Genomic DNA, 25835 nt, shown 5'->3' with positions numbered 1-25835 from the left:
TTAAGTTCCCTCCGCTTCCATGGATGGCCAGGACGGATCGGACGCGCCTTTCGCGGCCAGGGCGGCGCCGACCTCCCGGACCACGTGCACGAGTTCGACGAGATCCTCCGAACGCGTGTCGTAGTGCAGTACGCAGGCGCGCAGGACCAGCCGCCCGCGCAGCCGGGTGGTGGTGAGGAAGACCCGGCCGTCGTTCTGCACCTCGGCCTCGATGGCGCGGTTGAGCCTGTTCAGCGCCTCGGGATCGTCGGTGGCGCCGGCCGGGACATAGCGGAACGCCACGACCGACAGCGTGACCGGCGCCGCCATGTGCAGGTCCGGCGCGTCGTCGATCAGTGCCGCCAGTTCGCGTGCGAGAGCCAGGTGCCGCCCGATCATCTCCCGCAGTCCCCGCAGGCCCATGTGGCGCAGCACCGCCCACAGCTTCAGCGCGCGGAATCCCCGGGTCTGCTGGAACCCGTACTGGGCGAAATCGGGTCCGCCGATGCCCACTCCCTCTTCGGTGTGCAGATACGGCGGGACGTAGGCGAACGTCCGGCGCAGCAGCTCTCCGTCCCTGACCAGCGCGCATCCGCACTCCACCGGCACCGAGAGCCACTTGTGCGGATCGATGCTCAGGGAATCGGCTCGGGCGATCCCCCGCAACTCCGGCGCCACCCGGGGATGGGTACGCGCGATCGCGCCGTACGCGCCGTCGATGTGCAGCCACAGACCGTGCCGGTCGCAGATGTCCGCGATGCGTGCCAGGGGATCGATCGCGCCCGAGTTGACCGTGCCCGCGGTGGCGACGACGCAGAAGGGTCGCTCGCCCAGCTCGGCATCCCGCTCGATCCGCCGCGCGAGAGCGTCGGGATCCATCCGATAGCCATCGTCGACCTCGACGGTTCTCAGCGCCGAAGATCCCAGACCCAGCAGTTCGACGGCCTTGCGCACGGAGCTGTGCGTCTCCTCGGAGACATAGACGAGCAACCGCCGTCCGTCAGGTGGCCGTACCCCGTCTCGGCGGACGTCCCAGCCATCGCTCTCGGCGACCCACTGGCGGGCGGCGGCCAGGCCGGTCAGGGTCGCCATCGTTCCGCCGCTGATTAGAATTCCCGCCGCCGCCGAGGGGAATCCCATCAGATCCTTGAACCACTCGAGCACAGCGGTTTCCACGTGCAGCGCCGCGATATCGCCCACATCGGCACTCGGATTCTGCGCGGCCACCAGCATTTCCGCGAGGATGCCGACCGGCGCCGGGGCCGAGTTTATCCAGCCGAAGAACCGCGGATGCCCGTTGCCCATCGGATACGGCAGGACGAATTCTCTGATTTCCTGTACCAATTGCGCGGCGGAAACGGAATCATCGCCGAGTTCTTGTTCCTTCAGTCGCCGTCGCACGGTGTCCGGCATGACGCGGACGACCGGGTCCTGGCGGATGCCGGCCAGATAGTCGGCCACGATGTCGGCCGTTTCGTGAGCCAGTCGTCGAAATTGGTCCTCCGGCAGTGCGGGACCGAGATCACCGCTCATGAGGCGCATTCCCGCGTGCCGCGTCCGGACACCGGGCTTCCCGTCACCCGACGCGTCGAGTCTCTTCGACACCGAGACAGCATCACGACTCCTGACTACTGGGACCGGCGAAGAGCACGAGCCGACTTCGCCCCGGACACGTGACGATCATGCTTCCGGCTCCACGGCCGTGGCATCCCTCCAGCCGACTACTGTCACCGGCCCGGCATACTCACCGTGTCCACAGCCGCTCAGCGCACCGTTGACGACGCCGACGCCCGCCACCCCGACATGGCACCCACCTGTGTTGCCGGGTGCATGTGCCTCAACTGCCGTCCCGCGCCCTGTTCCTGTCCTGTTCCGGCGGCTACGCTGCCCAGCGTGGACGCGCCTGGCATCGGCTTGTACGGACGTCAGCATCTGGGGAACACCAGGCGCCTGGTGAGTCGGCGGCACGCGGCTCCCGGCACCACGGCGACGGATGGTTCGCCACCCGCTCTTCGCCCGCACGTCGCACCACCTCCCTCATCCCACAACACCCGACCGTCCGCTCGACGATGTCGTCATTTCACGGCACCGGCAGGTTGACGAAAGCAGGTTTACGCATGACGGGCTCGTGCGAAGCAGGGAGTAGCCAACGCATGGAAAGGGAATTCGTGGACAACGGAAATGGTCGGGGAAGGGTGACCGATTCCCATCGCGCCCATCGGCCACCGAAAGCCGACACGACGATGTTGCTGCCACCGCGGCTGGAGGAACACGCCTACCAGGTTTACGACTGGGTCCTGGAGAACAGGCAAGTCGACTACCCGGCCATGGCCACCGCCCTGGGTTTAAGCCCCAGCGAGCTGCGGGACGCCGTGGAGACGCTGGTGGACTGGCGACTGCTGCGGGAGCTGCCCGACCGGAGCGCGATCGTCGCCGCCCGACCCGACGCGGCGCTCGCCGAGGCGATGCTCCCCTTGGAGAACGCCATCACCCGGTACCGGCTGGAGGTCAGCCGGACGCGTGACGAATTCGACCGGCTGATGTCCATCTACCTCGTCGCGGGCGACCAGAGCGCGACCGAACCGCTCTCCTGTGCCGACGACGTGGATGACGCGCTGAGCGACCTCGCCGCGTCGTGTACGCGCGAGGTGCTGGTCGCCAACCCCGGCAAGGATCCCGTGCCCAGAGCACTCCGGCAGGCATTATGGGGTGAGACCAGACCGCGTGACGGGGTGCACGACGGGGTGCGGGTCCGGGTGCTGTACCAGCATCCGTCACGGCTCGACGCCACCACCCGAGCCCATACCTCGGCGGCACGCCGAGCGGCCGCCGAGGTGCGCACCGTCGGCGAGCTGCACGACCGGATCGTCGTGTTCGACCGGCAGGTGGCGGTGCTCATCGGCGACGGTGCCCAGGGCAGCGTCGTCGTCCGGGAGACGTCCGTGGTCGACTTCCTGGCCCGCGCGTTCGACCGGTCCTGGGAGCAGGGCCTGGACTTCGCGGGTGAGGCGGGGAGACAGCACGAGGCCCGCGAGCTGGCCGACAGCGTGCAACAGGACATCGTCCGACTGCTGGTCCAGGGCATACGCGACGAGGAGATCGCCCGGCGGTTGGACATCTCGGTGCGCACATGCCGCAGACACATCGCGAAAGTCATGGAGCGCCTGGGGTCGGAGAGCCGTTTCCAGGCGGGTTACCTGCTGCGCAAACGGGGTTGGGAATTCCTGATCACCAGCTCCGACGACCGTGAGGGAGACGTCAGGTGACACCGGACGGAGCGCCTGGGCGCGATCCACGAGCACGGCGGCCCTGACGCTCCTCCGCCTGGACCGGTACCCGCCGGTCCCTTCTTGGGCCACACCTCGCGGCGGCGGGCCTCGACGGTCACCGACGAGCACGTCGCCGCTCCGAGTGCCGAGTCCGGTACCAGGCGATCGTGCGGTTGAGCGCGTCCTCGATGGGAGTGCCGGGCTTCCATCCCAGGGCGCGCTCGCCGATCGCGTCCGCGAGCACGAACAACTCAGCTGCATCGATCATGACGGTGCGTCAGGTCGAAGGCAAGAGCCTCTACCGGGTATGAGGAATTCCCCTAGATCACCATCGCCGCGGACATGACCTGTCCGTCGGCAACGTCTGAAGCTCCTCCAGGCACAGGGTAAAAGCGTGACCCCGGGGCGGATGGCCCCGGGGCGGGTGGCGGCGCGGTCGGGGCTACTTCGCCAGATGGGCCCCGAGGCGCCTGGCCAGGGCGAGGATCGTCAGGACCGGATTGGCCGCGCCGGTCCGGGGGAAGGTGGCCGGTCCGCTGACGTACAGCCCGCGGACACCACGCAGTTCGCCGTCGGTGGTGAGCATCGGTCCGTACGGCAGGGTGCCCGCCTCGTGCAGCTCGCTTCCCAGCCGGAAGGCATAGGTGTGCGGTGGTCTGGGCGAGGTGATGCCGGCGGTCCGCTTGAAGGTGGTGGCGAGCGGCTCGGCACCGAGCGGATCGGTGAAGTGGAGGGTGGCCGGATCCAGGCCCAGGCGGCCGCGCACGGTCTCCCACACGGTGGTCAGCAGCTGCCGCTGCGCCTCGATGATGGCGTCGTCGACGGCGTCGTGGCGGCCGTCGACGACGACGGGCCATGGCCACGGCCCGGCCGGATCGCAGATGAGCCTGCCGTGCTCGCCCCGGTGCTGCTCGCCCAGCACATAGAACTCCAGGAGTGCCAATCCGTCGGGCGTCGTCGACGTGTGCAGGAAGAGATTGCCCACCGCGCCGCCCGGACCCGGCGGGCAGGGAGCCAGCAGGTTCTCGCCGCTGGACGCCAGCCGCCGCCACGGATCGGGCAGCCGGTCCACCGCGACGGGCACCACCACCCCCTGGGCCACTTTGTCGACCAGGCCGGTCAGGACGGGCACATCGCGCGCACCGGTGTCGTACAGCGCCTGGAGGGCGAGCCGGGAGTTCTCGAAGGTGCTGGCGCAGAGCACCACACGGTCGGCGCGCACGTCCGCCACGGCGCCGTCCGGGCGCCGCAGGCGGACGCCGCGGACCCTGCCGTCCGTCACCAGCACGCCCAGGACCTCGGCATCGGCGACGACATCGGCTGCGCCGTCGTGCAGGGGTGAGTACGCCTCCCAGCGGCCGTCGTCCCCGTCCGGTCGCACGGCCTTGGGCAGTGAGGAGAACGCCAGTCCGTCCAGGCCGAGATCGGTGTGCTCGGTGGGCTCGAGGGTGAGCGAACGTCCGGTCCACTCCTCCAGCCGCCGCCTCTCGCGGTCGTACAGGGAAGGGCCGCCGCGCCAGGACCGGGTCAGGTCCTCGGCGATCTCCCGGGGCCATGCCGCGGTGTCGTTGAGTACCGCTTCCTCAAGTGGCAGCACCACACCGTGCCAGTACAGCGAGCGGCCGCCGACGCAGCGGCGCAGCCCGGCGATGTCCGTCCAATTGTCGTTGGCGGACACGTAAGGCCGCCAGAAATGAGGGTCGGTGACGGGATGAAGCCACATCTCGTCGGCGCGGACGCCGTCGTAACGGGACCGGTAATGCCGCGTGCCGATGTCCGGCCCCGCCTCCAGGACCAGCGGAGGCTCCGCCCCCTCTTCGCACATGGCGCGGGCCACCGCGAGCCCCGCCATTCCGCCGCCGACAACAACCGTCCCTTGGGGTGACGCTTGTTCGAGCATCATGGAACGCTACATACCCCGCTCCGTGGGTGGAGCACACCTACCCCGGAGGGCCGCGCGGGCCCCACCGGAAACACCGCCGATCAGCCGCCGATCAGCCACCGGCCTCCAGTACCACATGGCTCTTACCGGGGTGGCGCCGCGCTGTCAGACCCACGTCGGCCAGGTGTCGCACATACCGCTCCTCGAGGCTGGCGTGGACGACGGCGAGCAGCCGCCGGCCCTCGGCCGCGCGATGCGCCAGCCCGCGCATGAGAGCGGTGGTCCTGGCCAGGTCGATGTGCGTGGGCACGTTGCACACCGTCAGCGGAGTGTCCTCGATCTCCATCGGGTCGGTGCTGCAGACCACCTTGAGCGGCACGCCGTTGGCCTCGGCGTTACGGCCGGCCAACCACAGTGCCACGCTGTCCACATCGGTGGCCACGGCCCGATCGGCCACTCCGGCACGCACCAGGCCCAGGGCGAGTGGACCGTAGCCGACACCGACATCGGCGACGGTGGACACGTGGGGCTGCCGCAGTGCCACGTCGAGCAGATGAGCCGTGCCCTCGTCGATATGGCCCGGCGAGAAGACGCCGTAGTCGGCGGCGAACGTCAGCGCGTGGCCGTCCATCCGTGCGGTGAAGGTGCGCGGCTGGGGCGGCGTGACCTCCGTGGGCGGACGGCCCGCGATCCGGTACAGCTTGCCCGCACGGGAGCGACTGACGTCCCGCCAGCCGAGGTCCGTCAGCAACGCAGGTAATGAGCCCGCGCCCTGCTGCTTGGTCAAGAACCACCCGGCCGTGCCGCCTTCGGTGACCAGATGCCGCGCCACCAGCCAACTCAGCACGGTGACGAGCGCCTTGCCGCGGTAGGTCGGCAGGTGCACGTCGACGAGCGGCGCGCGCGGCAGATCGTCACGGACCATGGCCTCGTGCAGCCCGAGCACGACGGCACCACCACGGCGCGTCCCCTCCGACAGACCGTCAGCGGTCAGGGCCACGACACCTTCGCCGGCCGAGACGGCGGCATCCGACGGGTCGCCAATCGACCACCGGGACAGGGATGTCGGGGAATGTGCGGTGTGTTGCTGTTGCGTTCGCATGACCAGCGCATTCTAGTGCGTTGGGCCGCTTACCCGGCGTCAACTGCGCTGCGTGCCATGATCGGTGCATGGCTCATTACTTCACAACTCCTGGTGACCAGGGCATCGGCGCGAAGACGTCGTCGGTGCCGCTGCGCCTGCCGTACGGGCCCGTGGAGGAGGTGCAACTCCTCACCGCGCCCGGCGTCTTCTCCGCCTCACGCGTCGATCCCGGCACGTCCGTCCTGCTCCGCGCGCTGCCGCAGCCGCCCGCGCGGGGCACGTTCCTCGACATCGGATGCGGCTACGGCCCGCTCACCGTCGCCCTCGCGGGAGCCTCGCCCGAGTCGACGCTGTGGGCCATCGACGTCAACGACCACGCGCTGGAGCTCTGCCGCCGGAACACCGAGCGGCTCGGCATGCGCGGGGTACGCTGCGCCCGCCCGGAACACGTACCCGACGACGTGCGCTTCGACTTCATCGTCTCCAACCCGGCCATCCGTATCGGCAAGCCGCAGCTCCACGCCATGTTGCGGCACTGGCTGGATCGGCTCGTACCGGGCGGCAAGGCGTACCTCGTGGTGCAGAAGCACCTGGGCGCCGACTCGCTCCAGCGCTGGCTCAGCGAGCAGGGATGGCCGACCGAGCGGTACGCCTCGCAGAAGGGCTTCCGCATCCTGTGCTGCACCACCGCGCGGGACGACCGACCCGAGTGATCTACGGTCCGGACGGGGCGGTGCGGCTCACGCCACGCGGCCGGCTTCCGGACACCACCGACGAGCTGTGCGCCGACCCCTGACGCCGCTCACAGGTGTCCGAGCAGGTACTGCGTCGCCAGGCTGGTCACGGAGACCACCCCCCACAGCAGGCCGCCCAGCAGCAGCGGCGCGGGGCCGGTGCGCCGCAGCGTGGCCGGTTCGGTGGACAGGCCGATCGCGGACAGGGCGACGGTGATGAGGAAGCCGGCGAGCGTGCTGAGCGGCTGGTGGGCCGCATGGGGGACGAGTCCCGCGGTGTTGATCGCGGCCAGGGCGAGGAAGCCGACCAGGAACCAGGGGATCAGACGGCCGACGCGGACCCGCCGGGCCTCGGGCCGGCCCGCCCCGGCCGAACCCGCGGCGGCCGCCGCGCGGCGGCGGGCCAGCGCGGCCAGGCCCAGGCAGACGGGGATGATGAGCAGGGTGCGGGCCAGCTTCACGACCACCGCGTAGTTCGCCGCGGGTCCGCCGTAGGTGGTGGCGGCGGCGACCACGGAGGACATGTCGTTCACCGCGGTACCGGCGAAGAGCCCGTAGGCGTGCTGGCTCATGTGCAGCAGATGGCCGAGTGCCGGGAAGACCAGGACGGCGGCGACGTTGAAGACGAAGATGGTGGAGACCGCGTAGGCCACCTCCGCCTCGGCGGCGCCGATGACCGGCGTGACCGCCGCGATCGCCGAAGCGCCGCAGATCCCGGTGCCGGCCCCGATCAGGGTGCGCAGGTCGCGGACGATGCCCAGGCGCCGCCCCAGCCAGGACGCGGCGGCCAGGCAGGCCGCGAGGGTCACGAGCATCACCGGCAACGACCCCAGCCCCACTGTCACGATCCGCCCCAACGACAGCTGCGCGCCCAACACCACGACCGCGGCCTGGAGCACACCTCGTCCGGCGAACGCGATACCCGGCCGCAGCACGGCGCCCGGCCGCACCGCCACCGCCACGAGCACGCCCAGCACGATCCCGGTCACCGGCCCGCCGACCACCGGCACCAGCCGGCCCAGCGCGGTGGCCACGGCCGCGATGGAGACGGCGAGGGCGAGGCCAGGGAGGCGGGCGAGGACGGCGCCGCGCACGCCGCGAGCGGGGGCGGGCTTCCGGGACGGCCCGGAGGCGGGCGCGGCCGGATCCTTCGCGGCGGTCGCGGAGCCGGACGGGGCCCGTGCCGGGGAGCCGTGGGCGGGAGGAGCACTGTCATCGGGCATGGTCCACACTCTTCGCCGCGGCGCGGCCCCGCTGTAGCCCCCGATCGGGCAGCAGGTCATAGCGCCGCGCTATGAGTGACTCATACGCTGGAGCTGTGACACCGCCTTCCGCCGACCTTCCCGCCGCTCGCACGCCCGGCGCCGCCCCGGCGCCCGCCCGCACTCCCGACCTGGAGTCGCTGCGGCTGCTCGTCCTCGTCGCCGAGCTGGGCAGCCTCGGCCGGGCCGCCGAACGGCTCCGGATCGCGCAGCCGTCGGCCAGCCGCCGCCTGTCCACCCTGGAACGGGCGCTCGGGCTGGTTCTGGTCGACCGCACCCGCCGAGGCTCGCGGCTCACCGCCTCGGGCCAGATCGTCGCGGGCCACGCCCGGCGCGTCCTGGACGAGGTGGACGCCCTGCTCACCAGGTCCGACGCGCTGCGCAACCGGCGGGAGGCCGAACTGCGGGTGGCGGCGAGCCTGACCATCGCCGAGTACCTGCTGCCCGCCTGGATCAGCGAACTGCGGAGCCGCCGGCCCGAGCTGTACATAGGGCTCCAGGTCACCAACAGCGAACATGTCCCCGCCCTGATCGAGTCGGGCGACGCCGACGTCGGCTTCGTCGAGGGACCGCACCTGGCACATGTGATGTCGACGCGGCAGGTCGCCGAGGACCGGCTGGTCGTCGTGGCCGACCCCGGCCACCGCTGGGCCCGCCGCCGTCAGCCGCTGTCCGCGCGGGAGCTGTCCAGCACGCCGCTGGTGCTGCGCGAGCGCGGTTCCGGCACCCGCCAGACACTGGACCGCGCGCTGCACCTGGCCGGGCACGGCCGCGCCCGCGCACTGCTGGAGCTGGGCTCGACGGCCGCCGTCCGCGGGGCGGTGATCGCCGGTACCGGGCCCGCGGTGCTGAGCGAACTGGCCGTGCGCGGAGACATCACCGAGGGGCGCCTGGTCGGGATCGAGGTGGCGGGGGTGGACCTCACGCGTGCGCTGCGGGCGGTCTGGCCGGTGGGACGGCGGCTGGTGGGGCCGGCGGCGGAGCTGGTGGCGGTGGCCGGGGAAGGCAGCCGCCACCAGCGCGCACGCCGCACGCCGGAGAGGGACGACGGTGCACGATGACCCTTGTCACGCTCCCTCCCAGCCGGTTCGATCAGCCGGTTCGATCAGCCGGTCACTGAGGCCAGGCGTGGAAGCCTTGTCCGGTCTTGCGGCCCAGTTGTCCCGCGGTGACCTTGTCGCGCAGCAGTCGCGGCGGGGCGAAGCGGTCACCGAGGGTGCGGTGCAGATGCTCGGCGATGGCGAGGCGTACGTCGAGGCCGACGAGGTCGGTGGAGCGCAGCGGGCCCATGGGGTGGCCGTAACCCAGTTCCATGGCGGTGTCGATGGCGTCGGCGTCGGCGACCCCCTCCTCCAGCATGCGGATCGCCTCCAGACCGAGCAGCACACCCAGGCGGCTGGTGGCGAACCCGGGCGAGTCGCGTACGAGCACGTCCTTCTTGCCCAGCGCTCCGACGTACCCGAGCACCTGGTCCCGGACGGCGTCCGAGGTGGCCGGTGAGGTGACCACTTCGACCAGCTTGGAGGCGGGGACGGGGTTGAAGAAGTGCATGCCCAGGAAGCGTCCGGGGTGCTCCAGGACGGCCGAGAGTTCGGTCACCGACAGCGAACTGGTGTTGGTGGCGAGGACGGTCCGCGGGGAGACCGCCTGCTCGGCGGCGGTGAGCACCTCGGCCTTCAGACCGGGGATCTCCGGTACCGCTTCCACCACGAGATCCGCCTCCGCGGGCAGCCCGGACACAGCGGGCACCAGGTCGAGCCGGCCCAGTACGTCGGCGGGATCGACGTCCGACTTCCCCCGCCGGACAGCCCGCTCGAGACTGTCCGCGATGCGTGCGCGGGCGGCGTCGGCGGCTTGTGGCGAGCTCTCGACCACGGTCACATGCGCGCCCGCGGCGGCGAAGACCTGCGCGATCCCCCCGCCCATCCGGCCGCCGCCGATCACTCCGATCCGCTGGGGTGCCGCTGTCATCGGGTCGTCTCCTTGGTCAGGAACCGGGCCATCCGGTCACGTTTGTCGGCTGTCTCGAACAGCACCGCCTGAGCGAGGTCGTCCACGTACGGGTGGCCGCCCGGGGAGTCGACGACGAGCTTGGTGAGCCGCAGGGCGGCAGCGGACGAGCGGGTCATGCGGTCCAGCAGCCCATGGGCCCGCGCGTGCAGGTCGGCGGCCGGCACCACGTCGGCGACCAGGCCCAGGCGGTGGGCGCGCTCCGCGTCCAGGCGTATCCCGCCGAGCAGGACCTGTTTGGCGACGGACGTGCCGACGAGATCGGCCAGCCGCCAGCACGCCCCGGCGGCGGCGATGATGCCGAGACCCGGCTCGGGGTTGCCGAAGACGGCCGTCTCCGAGGCGATACGGATGTCGCAGGCGAAGGCGAGCTCCGCGCCCCCGCCCAGTGCGTAGCCGTCGACGGCGGCGACGGTGGGCTGCGGAAGCCGGGCCAGGCGGTCGAAGAGGCGGCTGTTGATGCCCTGCAGGGCTTCCTCCCGGCCGCGCTCGGCCAGTTCGGCGATGTCGGCACCGGCGGCGAAGACCCCGCCGGAACCGGTCAGCAGCAGGGGCTTCGGGCGCGCTTCCAGCCGTGCGCACACCTCGTGCAGCTCACCGATCATCGCCGCGTTGACGGCGTTGCGGGCGTCGGGCCGGTCCAGCGTGACGACGACCCGGTCGTCACGCTCGTCGATGGTCACGGTGCTCACGGGACCCGCTCCGTTTCCGGGCCGGGGACGAAGGTGTCGCGCGGTGCGCGGAAGGCGCGGCGGACGCCCGCCGCGCCCTTGGCGCCGTTGGTCGTACGGAGGTGCTCACTCACGGAAGACTCTTTCTGACGTGCGGCATGGGTTCGGCTCGGCCCGTTCGGCTCAGTGCTCCCCGACACCGGGCCAGGACCAGACCGGCTCCCGCTTCTCCAGGACGGCCTTCGCGGCCTCCGCGGCATCGGGGTGGGCGCCCAGCCGCAGCGTGTACACCTGCTCGGCGGCGTACCCCGGCCGGACGGGCAGGTTCTCCGCCTCGTTGAGGGCCTGCTTGGCCAGCCGGAGCCCGAGCGGGCTCTTCGCGGCGAGCCGGGCGGCCAGTTCGCGGGCCTCGGTGAGAATCGCGTCGGGCGCGGCGACGCGCTGGACCAGGCCGATGCGGTACGCCTCGGCCGCGTCCACGGGGTCGCCGGTGAGGTACATGAGCCGGACCTGCCCCTGGGGCAGCAGCCGCATCAGATGGGCGCCGCCGCCGCAACGGCCGGCGTTGATCTCTGGCAGTCCGATCCGCGCGTCGTCCGCGGCGTAGCGGATGTCGCAGCAGGCGCCGAGGACCGCCCCGGCGCCGACCGCCGCTCCGTTGACCACGGCGATCGTGGGAAGCGTGCAGTCGAGGATGGCCTCGTAAGCGGTCCGCGCCATGCGCTGCCGGAACTCGGCCGCGCTCTCGGAGGGGCTGACCGCCTCCACCGGCTGCTTGATGTCGGCTCCGGCACTGAAGATCCGTACGGCGGACCGGAGGATGACCGCGTGCACGTCGGTCCGGGCCGACAGTTCGCGGAAGACGGTGGTGAGCCTCTCGTACATCCCGACGGTGACCGCGTTGACCGGAGCGCGGTCGAGTACCACTTCGGCCACCTGACCGTGGATCTCCAAGCGGACGCCGTGCACGGTCGCTGAGGTGTCTACAGGTGATGTCATGTGGCCGGACTCTACACAGATGAGCTTTTCAATCCAAGAGAACTGGATACAGTTTTCCTCTCGGCTCGCGGTCATCACCGAGGAAGGTGTATCCGCTACTGTGAAGCCTGTGTCCACCACCCCCGCGCATCCCTCCGGCCGGCGGCCCTCTGACCTGACCGGCGACAGCATGACCCTCGCGTACGAGCACGTACGCGACGCGATCCTGAGGGGTGAACTGCGACCCGGTACCTGGATCTCCCAGGTGCAACTCGCCGCGGACCTGCGGGTCAGCCGGACGCCGCTGCGCGAGGCGCTGCGGCGGCTGCAGACCGAAGGTCTGGTGCAGTTGGACTTCAACCGCAGGATCCGGGTCTCCCCGCTGTCCCTCCCGGACCTGGAGGCCCTCTACTCGATGCGGCTGGTCAACGAACCGCTCGCGGTGCTGCTGTCGGTGCCGCGGCTCACGGCGGAGGAAACCGCCGAGCTGGAGAGCGCATTGACGGCCATGAACGCCTCGGCGTCGGACGGTGACGAGGAAGGGGCCACCGAGCATCACCGCCGGTTCCACTTCCTGCTCTTCTCCCACACGGAGGACCGGTTGCGTACGCAGGTGGAGTCGATGTGGGACCACTCGGTGCGCTACCTGCGCATCTACCACAACGAGCCCAGCTACCGACTGGCCCTGATCGCGATGGGGCGGGCCGGCCACGAGGAGATCCTCCGTGCCGCACAGGCACACGACGGCCGGCGCACCTCGCGGCTGGTCGCCGAGCACCTGGCCCGCACGGCACTGACCGTCATCGCGTCCGTGGCGGGAGCCCACGACCCGAAGACGATCCGGGAGACGCTGCGGTTCGTTCTCGAATCCGCCGACTGACGACGGTCAGGACGATGCGAGGCGGGCCTCGGTCTCGGCCGACCCCGAGACGAAACTGTATCCAGTTCTGAGGACGGTTCCTGGGGACGGTTCCTGGGGACGGTCTGGTCAGTTCTGTCTCGCTTCGGCGAGTCCGTCGAGGATCTCCGGCAGCCTGGCCCGAGCGTTGTCCCGCACGTCCCGGTAGATACTCCCGCCGTGCGCGTCGATCCCGACCGTCAGCGGCCCCAGCGCTTCGACCTCGACCTGGACGAGGCGGTAGTGCTCCACCATCTCGGTCCAGTGCACCGCCGTGACACGCCTGATGGCGTCCGACAGCAATGTGCAGCCGCCGCCGAGGAAGGAGAGGTACACGCAACCCGTCTCGCGCATGGCCGCCACCGACGCGTCGATCCAGCAGTTGAAGCACACGGCGACGGGCGTGAACCCGTGCCCGGACGCGTAGTCGACGTGCACGGCCATGGCGGTGGTGGCGCCCCGGTGCCCATCGGGCCGAACCCGGTCTTGTTCACCGCGTCGAGCAGCCGTTCCTCCATGGCGGCGATGACCGGCTCGGGATGGCTCTGACCGATCGGCCGTACGACCGACTCCTTGGCCAGCTTGGTGGCGTAGTCGAAGGTGCCGCCGATCCCGACGCCCACGATCACGGGCGGGCAGGCCTGGGAGCCGGCTGTGAGGACGACCCTCATGATGTACTCCTCGATCTCGGCCATCGAGGGAAACGTGAAGATCTCCAGTGCGGCCCACCGTCCGGAGCCGAGTGCCTTGGGCGAGCAGATGATCTCCACGTCGTCGGCGCCGTCGACCAGGTCGAAGGTGACGATGGGCATGTCCTTGCCGGTATGACCGCGCTCGTTGGTCAGCGGGTTGGTGACGTGCTTGAGCAGCGGCGGGTCGGAGGTGGCCACGAGTTCGGCGAACCCGTCCCGGATCGCTCGTCTGATGTCGCCGTCGAACCTCGCCTGTGTCCCGACCCGGATCTGATAGGTCGGCACCCCGGAGTCGCTGCACAGGAAGTGCCCGCGTTCCTCGGCCGCCGTCGCGTTGGCCACCATCAGGTCCAACGTGGTGCGCGCGACGGAGTCCGTCTCCCGGGTCCGGGCGTCCGCCAGGGCTTTCTTCGCATCGGCGGGTACCGCCCGCAGCGACCGCGCGTACATCTGCGACGTGACGCTCTTCAGCAGGTCATAGCTGATCGCCAAGGTTACGGTCCCCCCGTGATGGGCAACGCCGACCCGTCGAACGTAGCGCGGAAGTTCGCAACAATCAAAAAGATAGGTCATTGACTTTTACCTGGTCGGTGCCTAGCGTCCTCGCCAGCATCGCGACGGTGGGCCGCTCCGTCGCGAAAACTCAACGACGAGGAGCCAGCCGATGGCGACGGAAACCACGCCGGTGACCGCGACAGGAGACGTCGGGAACCTGCGAGCCGACGCGGTCTATCGAAAGATCAAATGGCGCATCCTGCCGCTGCTCGTGGTGTGCTACGTGGTCGCGTTCATCGACCGGTCCAACATCGGGTTCGCGAAACTCGCGTTCTCCACGGACCTCGGGTTCTCCGACGCGGTGTTCGGCCTCGGGGCCTCCCTGTTCTACCTGGGCTACGTCCTGTTCGAGGTGCCGAGCAATCTGATGCTGCACAAGGTCGGAGCCCGCAAGACGTTTCTGCGGATCATGGTGCCGTGGGGGCTCGTCTCCGCGGTCACCGCGTTCATGGTGTCACCCGGCCACTTCTACGCCGTGCGCTTCCTCCTCGGCGTCTTCGAGGCGGGATTCTTTCCCGGCGTCCTGCTGTACCTCTCCTACTGGATCCCCTCCAACCGGCGAGCCAGCACCAGCGCGATCTTCCTGTCCGCGATGGCCATCTCGGGCATCGTCGGCGGCCCCGTGTCCGGCGGGATCATGGACGGGATGGACGGAATCTGGGGCTTGGACGGCTGGCAGTGGGTCTTCCTGGTGGAGGGGCTGCCCGCCTGTCTGCTCGGCGTGGTGGTGTACTTCGTGCTCAGCGACAGTCCGGAATCCGCGCACTGGCTCACCCCGGACGAACGCCGTCTCGTCGCCGCCGAGGTCGAGCGCGACCGGCCCACCGGGGAGAAGGTTCCCCATTCCTACGGTGCCGCGCTGCGCAGCGGGCGGTTCTGGGGTCTGGCCGCGCTCGGCTTCGGCATCATGACCAGCACGAGCGGTCTGTTCCTGTGGCTCCCCACGATCCTCAAGGACGCCGGCTCGCTCAGCGTGGCGCAGATCGGGCTGCTGAGCGCGGTGCCATTCGTCGTGGCGGTGGTCGTCCAGTACCTCAACGCCCGTCATTCGGACCGGACCCAGGAGCGCCGCATGCACGCCGGCGGCTTCGCCCTGGTGGGAACCGCCGGCTGGCTCCTGCTGCCGCTGGTCGCGGACACGACCTGGCTCGCGCTCGTGGTCCTCACGGTGATAGCCGTGGGAACGATGGGGGCGATGGGGCCGTTCTGGAGCATGCCGGCCGCTCTGCTCAGGGGCACCGCGGCCGCGGGCGGTATCGCCACCATCACCGCCTTCGCCGGCATCGGCAACCTGCTCACGCCCACCATCACCGGATGGCTGAGCAGTACGACCGGCACCCAGGCGTACAACCAGCTGCTCTACGGGGCGATCCTGGGAGCCGGTGCTTTGGTGATGTTCCTGCTCATCCGTCCGGCCCGTGCCGAGGGCACGGTCTGACCGCTCGTGCTCCCGTCGTGCGGCCGGTTTGCGACAATGGCCGGCATGGCGATCAACCCCCACGGCACCAGCGCCGGCGTTGCCCGGTACAACCAGCTGGCCACGATCTTCCGCCGGCGTATCGAATCGGGTCACTGGGCCGTCGGGGAGCGCATTCCCACCGTTGTGGAGCTGGCGGAGGAGTGGAGCGTCGCACCCGCCACGATCCGGCAGGCACTCGGACTGCTCGAAGAGGCCGGGCTGATCGAGCGGTACCGCGCCAAGGGAACCTTCGTCAGGCGGCGGCCGCAGCAGGACCTGTGGTGCGAGGTCCCCACCGACTGGAACGGCCTGCTGCTCTCCCCTCCCGGTATCGAGGTCGAGTTGCTGGCGAGTGACGTCGCCGCCCGTCCGCCGCGCGTCGAGCACGCCGACGGCACACTGGCGCCGTCGTACCGGCACTGGCGGCGGCGCCACTCGCGCGACGGGCGCCCCTACTACCTCGGCGACGCCTACATCGCGGAGCGGTGGGCCGCACGGATCACGGACGAACAGCTCGCCGAGAACACCACGCTGCGGATACTCAAGGACATGCCCGGCCTGCGTCTGACCACCGTGCACCAGACGCTCACGATCGTGATGGCCGACGTCGAGCTCAGCAGCGAACTCGACGTCCCGCTGAACTCGCCGATCGCCCGGCTCCAGCGCACGGCGGTCGACGCGGACGGGTCCGTGGTCTTCGTCGGTGACGGCATGTACCGCGGTGACGTCGTCCGTCTGGACATCTCCGTCCACGCCTGACCCAGAGGTGACTTGCCACCGACAGGGGCACACCCTTACCGTAAAAAGCTATAAAGCTGCATTAATGACTTAGGAGTCTGTGGTGCGACTGTTCTGGTCCCCGAAATCACCGTTCGTCCGCAAGGTCATGGTCGTACTGCACGAGACGGGCCAGGTGGACGACGTCGAGACCGAACGCACCCCGGTGCAGATGTCCGAGCCCAACCCCAAGGTGCTGAGCGCCAATCCGCTCAACAAGATCCCCACACTGCTGCTCGACGACGGGCGCGTCCTGCTCGACTCCCGGGTGATCTGCGAGTTCTTCGCCCGCAGGGCGGGTGACACGGTGCTGTACCCGCGCGACGAGGCGGAGTACTTCCGGGCGGCCTCGCTCCAGGCCCTCGGTGACGGCCTGCTCGACCTGCTCCTCATATGGCGCAACTGGCATCGTGACCGTGGCCTCGCCCACGACGCCGCCGACCCCTACCTCGACGCCTTCGGCCTGAAGGTGACGACGACGCTCGACCACCTCGAGTCCCGCGCCGGCGAACTCGGGGAACGCTTCGACATCGGCCGGGTGTCGGTGGCGATCGCCCTGGCGCACCTGGACTTCCGCTGGGACGTACTTCACTGGCGCGCCGGGCGGCCGAACCTCGCCGCATGGCACGCCGAGGTGTCCGAGCGTCCGTCGATGCGCGCCACGCGGATCGTCGACGACTCCGCCGCACTCGCCACCGGGAGCGCGTCGTGACGGGCCCGCTGACGCATGTGCGCGTGCTCGACCTGAGCCGCATCATGGCGGGACCGTGGGCCGGCCAGGTGCTCGCCGACCTCGGCGCCGACGTCATCAAGGTCGAACGGCCGGGCACCGGCGACGACACCCGCTCCTGGGGACCGCCGTTCCTGGACACGGAGTCCGGCTACTTCCTCTCCGTCAACCGGGGCAAGCGCTCGGTCACCGCGGACCTCGCCACCGCCGAGGGGCAGGAACTCGTCCGCCGGCTCGCCGCCACCAGCGACATCGTGCTGGAGAACTTCAAGGCCGGCACGCTCGACCGGTACGGACTGGGCTACGAGGACCTGCGGGCCGTCAAGTCCGACCTCATCTACTGCTCGATCACCGGTTTCGGCCAGACCGGCCCGCGTCGTGACCAGGCCGCCTACGACTTCATGATCCAGGCCATGGGCGGGCTGATGAGCGTCACCGGCGAGCCCGACGACCGGCCGGGAGGGGGCCCGCAGAAGGTCGGCATCCCGGTGGTGGACCTCTTCACCGGCATGTACGCGGCCACCGGCGTGCTGGCCGCCCTCGCCCACCGGGACCGCACCGGGGAGGGCGACCACATCGACCTCGCCATGCTGGACGTCCAGGTCGGCATCCTCGCCAACCAAGCGATGAACCACCTGATCTCCGGTGACGTGCCGGTCCGCCGCGGCAACCGGCACCCGAACATCCAGCCGCAGGACGTGTACCCCTGCCGGGACGGCCACCTCGTCGTCGCGGTCGGCAACGACGGGCAGTTCGTCCAGTTCTGCGAGGCGCTCGGCATGCCCGACCTCGCCGCCGACCCCGACTACGCCACCAACGAGGCCCGCGTGCGCAACGTGGAAGCGCTCACCTCCCTCATCCGGGACACGCTGGCCGAAGGCGACCTCGAGCACTGGCTGCACGAACTCGGCAGCCGTTCGGTGCCGTGCGGCCCCATCAACACCGTGCCGATGGCCTTCGCCGACGAGCAGGTGCGCCACCGCGAGATGGTCCGGCACCTGCCGCACCCGACCCTGGGTTCCGTTCCCCAGGTGGTCAGCCCCCTGCGCTTTCGCAACGCCGCGCTCGACTTCGACACGGCCCCGCCACTGCTCGGACAGCACGGGGCGGAGATCACCCACGAGCTCACGGCCGAAACCCGCGCCTGACGAGCCGGTCACCGCCCTCTTCAGCGAACGAACGAGAACCAGGAGAGTCCTTCGTGCCCCGCATCCCACTGTTCGACCCCGAGGTGATGACCCCGGAGCAGGAGAGGGTCTACCGCGACGTCGTGAACGGACCCCGCGCCCGGCTGGTCGGACCGCTGAGAGCGGCGTTGCACCGGCCCGAACTCGCCGACCGCTGGCAGCGGTTCGGCGAGATCCTGCGGTACGGCACCAGCCTGCCCGAACACCTCAACGAGCTGGCCATCCTCGTCGTGGCCCGTCGCTGGACCGCCCAGCTCGAATGGTCGATCCACGCGGACGCCGCGCTGCGCGCGGGTCTGGCAGCGGAGATCGTCGAGGCCCTCCGGGTCGGTGAGCCCCCCGTCTTCCACGACCAGGACGCCTACGACGTCCATGAGTTCGCCCGCACGCTCCAGCAGACCGGCGATGTCGACGAAGAGGTGTACCAGCGGGTCTGGCAGCGCTGGGGCGAGGTGGGAGCCGTCGAACTCTCGTCCGTCGTCGGCTACTACACGCTGGTCGCCATGACCTTGAACGTCCACCGGATCCCGGTGCCCGGCGGGGAGCGCCCACTGGCGTCCGCGGCCGGCCCGGTGCGCCGGCTCATGGAGCTGCCCGAAGCCACACTCGGCGCGCCCGCCGAGATGACGAAGACGGCGGGCTGAGCCGTGACCACGACAGACGGCACCGTCCCGCCGCGCATGCCCACGCGTGCGGCCCGGGACTTCCCGGCCGACGCCTGGGACTGCCACTCCCACGTCTTCGGGCCCTTCGACCGGTTCCCGACCGGCCCGTCCACCTATCCGATCCCGGACGCGCCTGCGGGAACGTACCTCGGCATGCTCGACCGCACCGGCACCGCGCGCGGGATGCTCGTACAGCCCGCGCCCTACGGGAACGACACGAGCGCGCTGGAGCACGCGCTGGCGCGGTCGGAGGGCCGGGCCGTGGGCGTAGGCGTGGCCACCGCCGACTGCCCGGCCGGTGAGCTGGCACGGCTGCACGCCGCCGGCGTCCGGGCCCTGCGGTTCAACGACCGCATCGCCCCGGCCACCGGCGCGCGCTTCCCCGGCGCCATCGGGACCGAGGCGTTCCGTGCCCTGGCGCCGGTCATGCGCGAGCTGGGCATCCACGCGCAGATCTGGGCGGGGCTGGAGGACTGCGTCCGGCTGGTGGACGAGTTCTCCGGCACCGGCGTCCCGGTCGTCCTGGACCATCTGGCGCAGCCCGATGTGGCCGCCGGCCCCGACTCGGCGGCTTTCCGTGCCCTGCTCGACCGCGTGAAGGACGGCGCGGCCTGGGTGAAGCTGACGCTGTGCCGCGTGGGAGACCCCGACCGGGGCTACGCGGACGCCCGCCCGTTCCACGACGCCCTGGTCGAGGCCGCGCCGGCACGGTTGCTGTGGGGCTCGGACTGGCCCTTCGTACGGATGGGAGAGTCCGCGCCGGACGTCGCCGACCTCGCCGACCTCTTCTGCGACTGGGTGGACGACGCCGCGCTGCGCCGGCAGATCCTGGTCCACAACCCGCGGCGGCTGGTGGACACCGGGCTCCGCGCATGAGGCTGCTGTTCCTCGTCGACCCGCCGGACCGGCTCGACCCCGGTCACGACTCGTCGATCGCGCTGATGAGGGCCGCCGCGGCGCGCGGTCACCAGGTACTCATGGCCGAGATGCGCGAGTTGTCCGTACGTGACGGCAAAGTGTTCGCCCGCGCCCGCGCGGCCGATCCGCGGTCCGGCTTCCTCGGCCGCGGCCCGGCCGAGGTCGTGGACCTGGACCATGTCGGCCTCGTGCTCGTACGCACCGATCCGCCGGTGGACGAGGACTATCTGCGGGCCACGTATCTCCTGGACTTCGCGCAGCGACGCGGCACTCCCGTGTGCAACAGCCCTGACGCGCTGAGGAGCACGAACGAGAAGCTCTTCGCGCTGCGCTTCCCCGAGCTCACCCCGGAGACCGTGGTGAGCGCCTCCGCGGCGGAACTGGCCGACGCGGTGGGGCGATGGGGCCGGGCGGTCCTCAAGCCGACGGATGCCATGGGCGGACGTGGCGTCCTGCTGCTGGAACACGGACACCCGAACCTCCCCGGCCTGATCGAGGTCGGCACCGCGCGGGGGCGGCGACACGTGGTACTTCAGCGTTTCGTCGACGACGGCACCCACAGCGACCGCAGAGTCCTCGTCGTCGACGGCGAACCGGTCGCCGCGCTCCGCCGCACCGCCAAGGCGCCCGACTTCCGGTGCAACATGGCCGTCGGGGCCTCGGCGACCGCGGTCCCCCTCACGGAGACCGACCGCGCGATCTGTGCGGTGCTCCGCCCCGAGCTGATCGGGCGGGGGATCGCCTTCGCCGGTGTCGACCTCATACGAGACCGGCTCATCGAGGTGAACATCACCAGTCCGACCGGGCTGCGGGAGATCGACGGCGGCCCCGCGGACACGGTGGGGCGGGTAGCCGACGACGTCCTGCGGCGCCTGCTGGCCCACGCCCGATGAACCGGCCGGGCACGGGCCTTCAGGCTTCCAGCCCGGCCCAGCCCGACTACCGGATCCCCAGCTCCCGCAGGACGCGGCGCTGAGCCGCTGTCGGCCTGGCCGGGAAGTAGAGGTAGCACACCCCTCCGGTACCGCTTTTGACCTGGCCGTTCGCGTCGTAGCGCTTGGTGCGCAGCCAGATGTTCTCCCACTGGCGCCGCTGGTAGACGTGGCGGACCGCCTCGTTGTCCGGCGAGGCCGGGTCGTTGGCGATGACGTCGCCGTCGGCCGTGAAGCCGACGACGGTCATCAGGTGGCCCGAGGTGCCGTATCCCGCGCCGTCCAGCTCCGTCGCGAGGAAGGACTGCGAGGTGATCAGCGGGATGCCGGCGTCGATCAGCTTCTCGGCGTCGGTGAGCGAGTCCAGCCGGGTGACCACACCCTGGAGATCGCGGTAGGTGGCGGCGTACGCGGCGTTGAACGGCCAGTTGCCGCACCCCTCGTACTGGTAGTCGAAGGTGGACCGGGCGGCGTGGCAGACCTGCGGGTCGGCGTAGTCCGGGTCGACCCAGGCCAGGTCCGCGGCGGAGGGCTTGCGGCCCCAGTACTCGATGATCATCTGCGAGGAGGTGGGGCTGCACCACGCCTCGCCGCCGTTGTCGTACTCCGGGTACTGGCCCTTGTGGATCTCCTGCGAGTAGCGCGGTACGGCCAGCTCGCGCCCCGTGGACAGGCTCGGCGTGGAGGCGGGCACCTCGAACCGGTCGGGGACGTCCGAGCCCATCGCGCCGACCCGCCACACCGTGGGGGTGAGGGTGGTGCCGGGCTTGCGGTGGAGGGTGAGCCGCACCTGGTACGTCGCCAGCCGCAGCCCGTCGGCCGGGTCGTCGATGGAGAGGGTGTCGGTCCACACCGAGCTCTTGTCGTCGCTCTGGCCGTCCACCGAGGTGCGCCGGATGGAGGAGGCGCCGTCGCCGGAGGCCCAACGGCCCATCACGTACCAGGGGGTCGCGGAGCCGTCGGTGTAGGTGCCCTTCAGCTCGATCTGGATCCAGGTGCCGGCGGGGGTGCGGGCGTTCCAGGAGACGATGGCCTCGGTGGCGGGCACGGAGAGCGTGCGCACCGGGGAGGTCCAGGTGGCGTACTCCCAGGCGGCCTTGGTGCCGGTGTGCGGGTCGGTGTAGTCCACGCTGCCCAGCGGGCGGGAGATCACGATGCCGGGGCGGGCACCGGCCTCGGCGCGGACGCCCTTGGCGGCACCGGCCAGCCAGTCGGCGTGGCCGCTCCAGCCGTGGTACTCCGCGACCCGGCCGGCCTTGGCCTTGGTGGCCGTGGCCTCGGAGGCCGCCGGGGCGGCGGAGGTCCCGGGGGTCGTGGACGTCCCGGGGGTCGTGGAGGTCCGCGCCGCGGAGGCGGCCGTGACGGCCGTCGTGGAGACGGCGGCGGCGCCCGCGACGCCGAGGGCGGCGGCGAGCACGGAGCGGCGGGGTGTGGATCCGGATCTGGTCATGCGGGTTTCCCCCAGTCGTCGTCCAGTCCAATGGGCGGCGGGTGCACGGCAGTCGCACAACTGCGGCAGTCGCACAACTATGGCCGCCGCGAGGGGTCCCAGGCCAGTGATTCCCCCGGCGCCCGCTGCATCAATATTGGTGTGAACCAATGGCGTGAACGAGCCGGAGGGGCCGTATGGTGGTCCCGATGCGAACATACCCACCGGTTGGCACCCTGGACGCGCTGGCGCGGCGCCTGTGCGCGCTGCCGCCGTCCTGCGGGCCGGTCCGGCTGGTCGCGGTCGACGGGCACGCCGGTTCCGGGAAGACCACCTTCGCCGGGCGGCTCGCCGAGGCACTCGGCGGCGCGCCCGTGCTGCACACCGACGACTTCGCCACGCACGAGGAGCTCTTCGGCTGGGCGGAACGGCTGCGGACCCAGGTGCTCGCCCCGCTCGCCCGGGGCGCGGCCGCGCGATACGCCCCGTACGACTGGGTGGAGCGCCGCTTCGCCGTCACCCGGCGGCGGCTCGATCCGGCGCCGGTCGTGCTGCTGGAGGGGGTGGGCAGCGGCCGCCGCGCGGTGCGCCCGTGGCTGGCCCGACTGCTGTGGATGGAGCTGCCGGACCGGGACTCCTGGCGGCGCGGACAGCTGCGGGACGGTCCGGGGCTGTCCGCATTCTGGGACGGATGGCTGCCCGCCGAGCGTGCGCATTTCGCCGACGACCCCTCCCGTCCGTACGCCGGAGGGTTGGTACTCCAGCGAAAGGAGGGGTATGAGGTGCTACCGGGACCTGCGGCGACCGACCGAAACACCCTCTGCCCTCACACAGCGTGACCCGATGTGGCCGACCGGGGCGGACCGCGCCCGACGCGTGACGCGTGCCCCAACTCGGCTTGACCCGGGGCCCATACAGGTCTTACGTTCTCAATGTGCGACTCGTACGAGTCGTCCCACAACGCGAAGCCCCCGGTTGTTCCCCCGTGATCGGGGGCTTCGTCCTGTCTGGCGCCGGTTTTCCGCTCCTTTGCGCCGCCGCTCGCTCACCCTGCGTGACGATCTGTCTCAGGACCCGCGCGCCCCTTACACGCCCCCGCGCACACCCGCCCGACCTTGTGGGATTGCGACGAACAGCAGTGCGGCACCCTCGGCCCATCCGGCCTGCGCAGGTACGATGCGAAAGGGGCAGTCGCCCCTGCGGCATCCACGGGGGCAGGGGTTGTGGGGGACGTGATGGATTTCGGCACGCACAGTTCGCACGCCCCGGCCGATCTCGCCTGGCTGCGAGCCGTCGACGCCTACACGATGGGCGCGTACGCACAGGCCGAGGAGGAGTTCCGGACCGCGACACGGCTCGATCCCGGCATGGCCGACGCCTGGCTCGGACTGCACGCGCTGCGAGCCGACACGGCGGCCGCGCTGCTGCGGATGTACAGGCACCGCGACCGCTTCGGCGAGCAGCGCGCCCGCCACCGCCGCACCCTCAACTCCTGGTACTGGCTCGGCTGGTGGGTCCAGCCGGTGCTGGAAACCGGCCGGGATCTGCTGCTCGCCCATGCCTCGCACTGGCTCGACGGCCGCCATGTGCCCGAGCTGGACCGGGCGCTGGCCGGCTGCCCTCCGGTGGAGGCCGATCCCCAGGCCCGCTTCCTGCACGCCTGCCGCGCCTATCTGGTCAAGGACTGGGAGCAGCTGGTGCGCCACACCGACCCGCTGCTGGACGATCCGTTCCTGGGCATCGAGGCCGGTCTGTTCGCCGGGATGGCGCGGGTCCGGCTGGAGATGTACAGCCAGGCCGAACCGCTGCTCGCCGCCGCCCTGATGCGCTGCCGCAGCGAACAGCCCCAGCGCAAGGAGCTGCGCTACTGGCTCGCCCGCGCCCATGAGGGCACCGGGCGCAGCGCCGCCGCGCTCCCCCTCTACCGCGCCGTGCACCGCATCGACTCCGCCTTCATGGACACCTCGGCGCGGCTCGCGGCGATCGCCGAGTCCGACGGGCTGGACGAGCCCGCGGATCTGGCCACCATCTCGCTGGCCGGGACCGGCGGCCAGGATGTGGACGGCCGGGACAGCACCGCCACCGACCCCGCCGATCCGCTGCCCACCGATCCGCTGCCCACCGACGGCCGCGATCCGCGGGCCCCGGGCGAGGGACCCTCGGGACCCGCGGGACCCGCGGGACCCGCGGGACCCGCGGGACCCGCGGGACCGCCCCGGATGGGCCCGGCCGTGGTGGGTGCGGGCGGCACCCGTGAGCGGGCGGGTCTGCCGTCCCAGCCCGGCCCCTCCGATCCGGTGCTGCTGGAGAGCGCGCTACAGGAGCTGGAGCGCATGGTCGGCCTGGAGCCGGTCAAGCGGCAGGTGCGGGCGCTGTCGGCGCAGCTCCACATGGCGCGGCTGCGCGCCGGGCAGGGCCTGCCGGTCCAGCCACCCAAGCGGCACTTCGTCTTCTCCGGCCCCTCCGGCACCGGCAAGACCACCGTGGCCCGCATCCTCGGCCGGGTCTTCTACGCCCTCGGCCTGCTCGGCGGCGACCACCTGGTGGAGGCCGGGCGCGCCGATCTGGTCGGCGAGTACCTGGGCCAGACGGCGGTGAAGGCCAATGAGCTGATCGACTCCGCGCTCGGCGGGGTGCTCTTCGTCGACGAGGCGTACAGCCTGTCCAACTCCGGCTACAGCAAGGGCGACGCCTACGGCGACGAGGCGCTCCAGGTGCTGCTCAAGCGCGCCGAGGACAACCGCGACCGGCTCGTGGTGATCCTCGCCGGCTATCCCGAGGGCATGGACCGGCTGCTGGCCGCCAACCCCGGCCTCGGTTCCCGCTTCACCACGCGCGTGGACTTCCCCAGCTACCGCCCGCTGGAGCTCACCCGGATCGGTGAGGTGCTGGCCGCGGAGAACGGGGACGTGTGGGACGAGGAGGCCCTGGAGGAGCTGCGCAGCATCAGCGGCCATGTGGTGGACCAGGGCTGGATCGACGAGCTGGGGAACGGCCGGTTCCTGCGCACGCTGTACGAGAAGAGCTGCGCCTACCGCGATCTGCGGCTCTCCGGCTGGACCGGCACCCCGACCCGCGACGACCTCGCCACGCTGCGGCTGCCGGATCTGATGCAGGCGTACGGGGAGGTCCTGTCCGGCCGCGGCCCCATGTACCGCGACCCCCAGGACCCCCCGCTCACCTGAACACCGCCCCCGCCGAACCGCGCGGGGGGTGCCCCGCCCCGTCGCCTGGCCCCGGCCTGCGTGCGCATGGCCGCGCCCCGCCGCACGGCCGCGCCCCGTCCCATGGCCGGCCTGCCGCATGGCCGCATGCCGCCGCCTGGCCCCGGCCTGCAGCATGGCCCCGGCTGCGCGCCGCCGAGCGACGCAGGTCCGGAGCACGGCCGACACGGTGGGCTCCGCCGCCCGGCACCGAAAAGTGCTCCACCGAGCGACGTCCGCCCCAGCCGCGGTGGGTCCAGCCTGCGGGGCACCCGGGGCCGGGGACTCGCCCAGGAGCCAGAGCTTCGCCCCGGGGCCAGAGACTCGCCCCGGGCCGCGGACTCACCCGGCAGCCCGGAGCCCCGCCCCGGAGTCGAGGGCCCACCCAGAAGACTCCACCAGGAGCCAGGGGGCTCGCTCAGGAGCCGGAGACTCCACCGGGAGCCGGGGGCTCGCCCGGAGGCGGGGCTCAGGGGCCTCGCCTCTGACCGGGGGCCGGGAGGCAGGGCGGAGGCCGGACG

Annotated in this window: 23 protein-coding genes and 1 pseudogene; 13 read left to right on the top strand and 11 right to left on the bottom strand. The window is 71.2% G+C overall.

The features are described 5' to 3' along the window. Positions 1-1512, bottom strand: a complete 1512-nt coding sequence (locus PS467_RS34235) for a pyridoxal phosphate-dependent decarboxylase family protein (protein WP_311038454.1) — start codon at positions 1510-1512, stop codon at positions 1-3. 710 nt (positions 1513-2222) lie between these two features. Between PS467_RS34235 and PS467_RS34230 the strand changes: the two genes are divergently transcribed. After that, positions 2223-3245, top strand: coding sequence for a helix-turn-helix transcriptional regulator (locus PS467_RS34230; RefSeq protein ID WP_311038453.1), 1023 nt, complete (start codon positions 2223-2225; stop codon positions 3243-3245). Between the two features lie 118 nt (positions 3246-3363). On the opposite strand, the gene PS467_RS34225 is transcribed toward PS467_RS34230, so the two are convergent. The 3 genes from PS467_RS34225 to PS467_RS34215 form a co-directional block, all read right to left on the bottom strand. After that, a complete protein-coding gene (locus PS467_RS34225) occupies positions 3364-3516 on the bottom strand; it encodes a hypothetical protein (RefSeq protein ID WP_311038452.1) in 153 nt (50 codons plus the stop codon). Between the two features lie 174 nt (positions 3517-3690). After that, entirely contained in the window at positions 3691-5151 is a 1461-nt protein-coding gene (locus PS467_RS34220; RefSeq protein ID WP_311038451.1) for an NAD(P)-binding protein, read from the bottom strand. Positions 5152-5242: 91 nt separating this feature from the next. Further along, positions 5243-6130 (bottom strand): methyltransferase, encoded by an 888-nt coding sequence (locus tag PS467_RS34215; RefSeq protein WP_311038450.1) that lies wholly within the window; start codon positions 6128-6130, stop codon positions 5243-5245. 170 nt (positions 6131-6300) lie between these two features. Between PS467_RS34215 and PS467_RS34210 the strand changes: the two genes are divergently transcribed. Further along, a complete protein-coding gene (locus PS467_RS34210) occupies positions 6301-6927 on the top strand; it encodes a class I SAM-dependent methyltransferase (protein WP_311038449.1) in 627 nt (208 codons plus the stop codon). A gap of 89 nt (positions 6928-7016) precedes the next feature. Here PS467_RS34210 and PS467_RS34205 read toward each other — a convergent pair whose 3' ends face one another. Continuing rightward, complete coding sequence (locus PS467_RS34205; RefSeq protein ID WP_311038448.1) at positions 7017-8171, bottom strand: YeiH family protein; 1155 nt, start codon at positions 8169-8171, stop codon at positions 7017-7019. 95 nt (positions 8172-8266) lie between these two features. Between PS467_RS34205 and PS467_RS34200 the strand changes: the two genes are divergently transcribed. After that, complete coding sequence (locus PS467_RS34200; RefSeq protein ID WP_432280674.1) at positions 8267-9271, top strand: LysR family transcriptional regulator; 1005 nt, start codon at positions 8267-8269, stop codon at positions 9269-9271. A 52-nt stretch (positions 9272-9323) separates the two neighbouring features. On the opposite strand, the gene PS467_RS34195 is transcribed toward PS467_RS34200, so the two are convergent. The 3 genes from PS467_RS34195 to PS467_RS34185 form a co-directional block, all read right to left on the bottom strand. Next, entirely contained in the window at positions 9324-10181 is an 858-nt protein-coding gene (locus PS467_RS34195; protein WP_311038447.1) for a 3-hydroxyacyl-CoA dehydrogenase family protein, read from the bottom strand. Continuing rightward, the gene (locus tag PS467_RS34190) at positions 10178-10912 is read right to left on the bottom strand and encodes an enoyl-CoA hydratase/isomerase family protein (RefSeq protein ID WP_311038446.1); all 735 of its coding nucleotides are present in this window, start codon (positions 10910-10912) and stop codon (positions 10178-10180) included. The genes PS467_RS34195 and PS467_RS34190 overlap by 4 nt, the downstream gene beginning before the upstream one ends. A gap of 162 nt (positions 10913-11074) precedes the next feature. Then, positions 11075-11890: an enoyl-CoA hydratase-related protein gene (locus PS467_RS34185; protein ID WP_311038445.1), complete on the bottom strand. Its 816-nt coding sequence runs from the start codon at positions 11888-11890 to the stop codon at positions 11075-11077. A gap of 109 nt (positions 11891-11999) precedes the next feature. On the opposite strand from PS467_RS34185, the gene PS467_RS34180 reads away from it, so the two are divergent. Next, a complete protein-coding gene (locus PS467_RS34180) occupies positions 12000-12749 on the top strand; it encodes a GntR family transcriptional regulator (protein WP_311038444.1) in 750 nt (249 codons plus the stop codon). A 108-nt stretch (positions 12750-12857) separates the two neighbouring features. On the opposite strand, the gene PS467_RS34175 is transcribed toward PS467_RS34180, so the two are convergent. Further along, positions 12858-13121 carry a fumarate hydratase C-terminal domain-containing protein gene (locus tag PS467_RS34175; RefSeq protein ID WP_311038443.1) on the bottom strand — a complete coding sequence of 88 codons (264 nt, stop codon included), beginning with the start codon at positions 13119-13121 and terminating at the stop codon, positions 12858-12860. Positions 13122-13237: 116 nt separating this feature from the next. Continuing rightward, positions 13238-13909 (bottom strand): annotated as a pseudogene (locus tag PS467_RS34170) (fumarate hydratase); the annotation flags it as partial. A gap of 214 nt (positions 13910-14123) precedes the next feature. Between PS467_RS34170 and PS467_RS34165 the strand changes: the two are divergent. The 7 genes from PS467_RS34165 (at position 14124) to gshB (ending at position 20643) form a co-directional block, all read left to right on the top strand. Next, positions 14124-15452 (top strand): MFS transporter, encoded by a 1329-nt coding sequence (locus PS467_RS34165; RefSeq protein WP_311038442.1) that lies wholly within the window; start codon positions 14124-14126, stop codon positions 15450-15452. Between the two features lie 45 nt (positions 15453-15497). Beyond that, on the top strand, positions 15498-16232 hold the full coding sequence (locus tag PS467_RS34160) for a GntR family transcriptional regulator (protein WP_311038441.1): 735 nt from the start codon (positions 15498-15500) through the stop codon (positions 16230-16232). Positions 16233-16314: 82 nt separating this feature from the next. Next, a complete protein-coding gene (locus tag PS467_RS34155) occupies positions 16315-16962 on the top strand; it encodes a glutathione S-transferase (RefSeq protein WP_311038440.1) in 648 nt (215 codons plus the stop codon). Then, entirely contained in the window at positions 16959-18128 is a 1170-nt protein-coding gene (locus tag PS467_RS34150) for a CaiB/BaiF CoA transferase family protein (protein ID WP_311038439.1), read from the top strand. The genes PS467_RS34155 and PS467_RS34150 overlap by 4 nt, the downstream gene beginning before the upstream one ends. Before the next feature lie 53 nt (positions 18129-18181). Further along, positions 18182-18811 (top strand): carboxymuconolactone decarboxylase family protein, encoded by a 630-nt coding sequence (locus tag PS467_RS34145; RefSeq protein WP_311038438.1) that lies wholly within the window; start codon positions 18182-18184, stop codon positions 18809-18811. Between the two features lie 3 nt (positions 18812-18814). Then, a complete protein-coding gene (locus PS467_RS34140) occupies positions 18815-19708 on the top strand; it encodes an amidohydrolase family protein (RefSeq protein WP_311038437.1) in 894 nt (297 codons plus the stop codon). Beyond that, positions 19705-20643, top strand: a complete 939-nt coding sequence (gene gshB / locus PS467_RS34135; protein ID WP_311038436.1) for a glutathione synthase — start codon at positions 19705-19707, stop codon at positions 20641-20643. Before PS467_RS34140 ends, gshB begins: the two co-directional genes overlap by 4 nt. A gap of 46 nt (positions 20644-20689) precedes the next feature. Here the strand turns inward: gshB and PS467_RS34130 are convergent, their stop codons facing one another. Continuing rightward, the gene (locus PS467_RS34130; RefSeq protein WP_311038435.1) at positions 20690-22132 is read right to left on the bottom strand and encodes a C39 family peptidase; all 1443 of its coding nucleotides are present in this window, start codon (positions 22130-22132) and stop codon (positions 20690-20692) included. Between the two features lie 188 nt (positions 22133-22320). Between PS467_RS34130 and PS467_RS34125 the strand changes: the two genes are divergently transcribed. Together PS467_RS34125 and PS467_RS34120 are read left to right on the top strand one after the other, a co-directional pair. After that, positions 22321-22950, top strand: coding sequence for a uridine kinase family protein (locus PS467_RS34125; protein WP_311038434.1), 630 nt, complete (start codon positions 22321-22323; stop codon positions 22948-22950). A 396-nt stretch (positions 22951-23346) separates the two neighbouring features. After that, entirely contained in the window at positions 23347-25296 is a 1950-nt protein-coding gene (locus PS467_RS34120; RefSeq protein ID WP_311038433.1) for an AAA family ATPase, read from the top strand. Positions 25297-25835 lie beyond the last annotated feature (539 nt).

Source organism: Streptomyces luomodiensis (assembly GCF_031679605.1).
Classification (GTDB): Bacteria; Actinomycetota; Actinomycetes; order Streptomycetales; family Streptomycetaceae; genus Streptomyces; species Streptomyces luomodiensis.
This window is presented reverse-complemented; position numbering and strand designations above follow the sequence as displayed.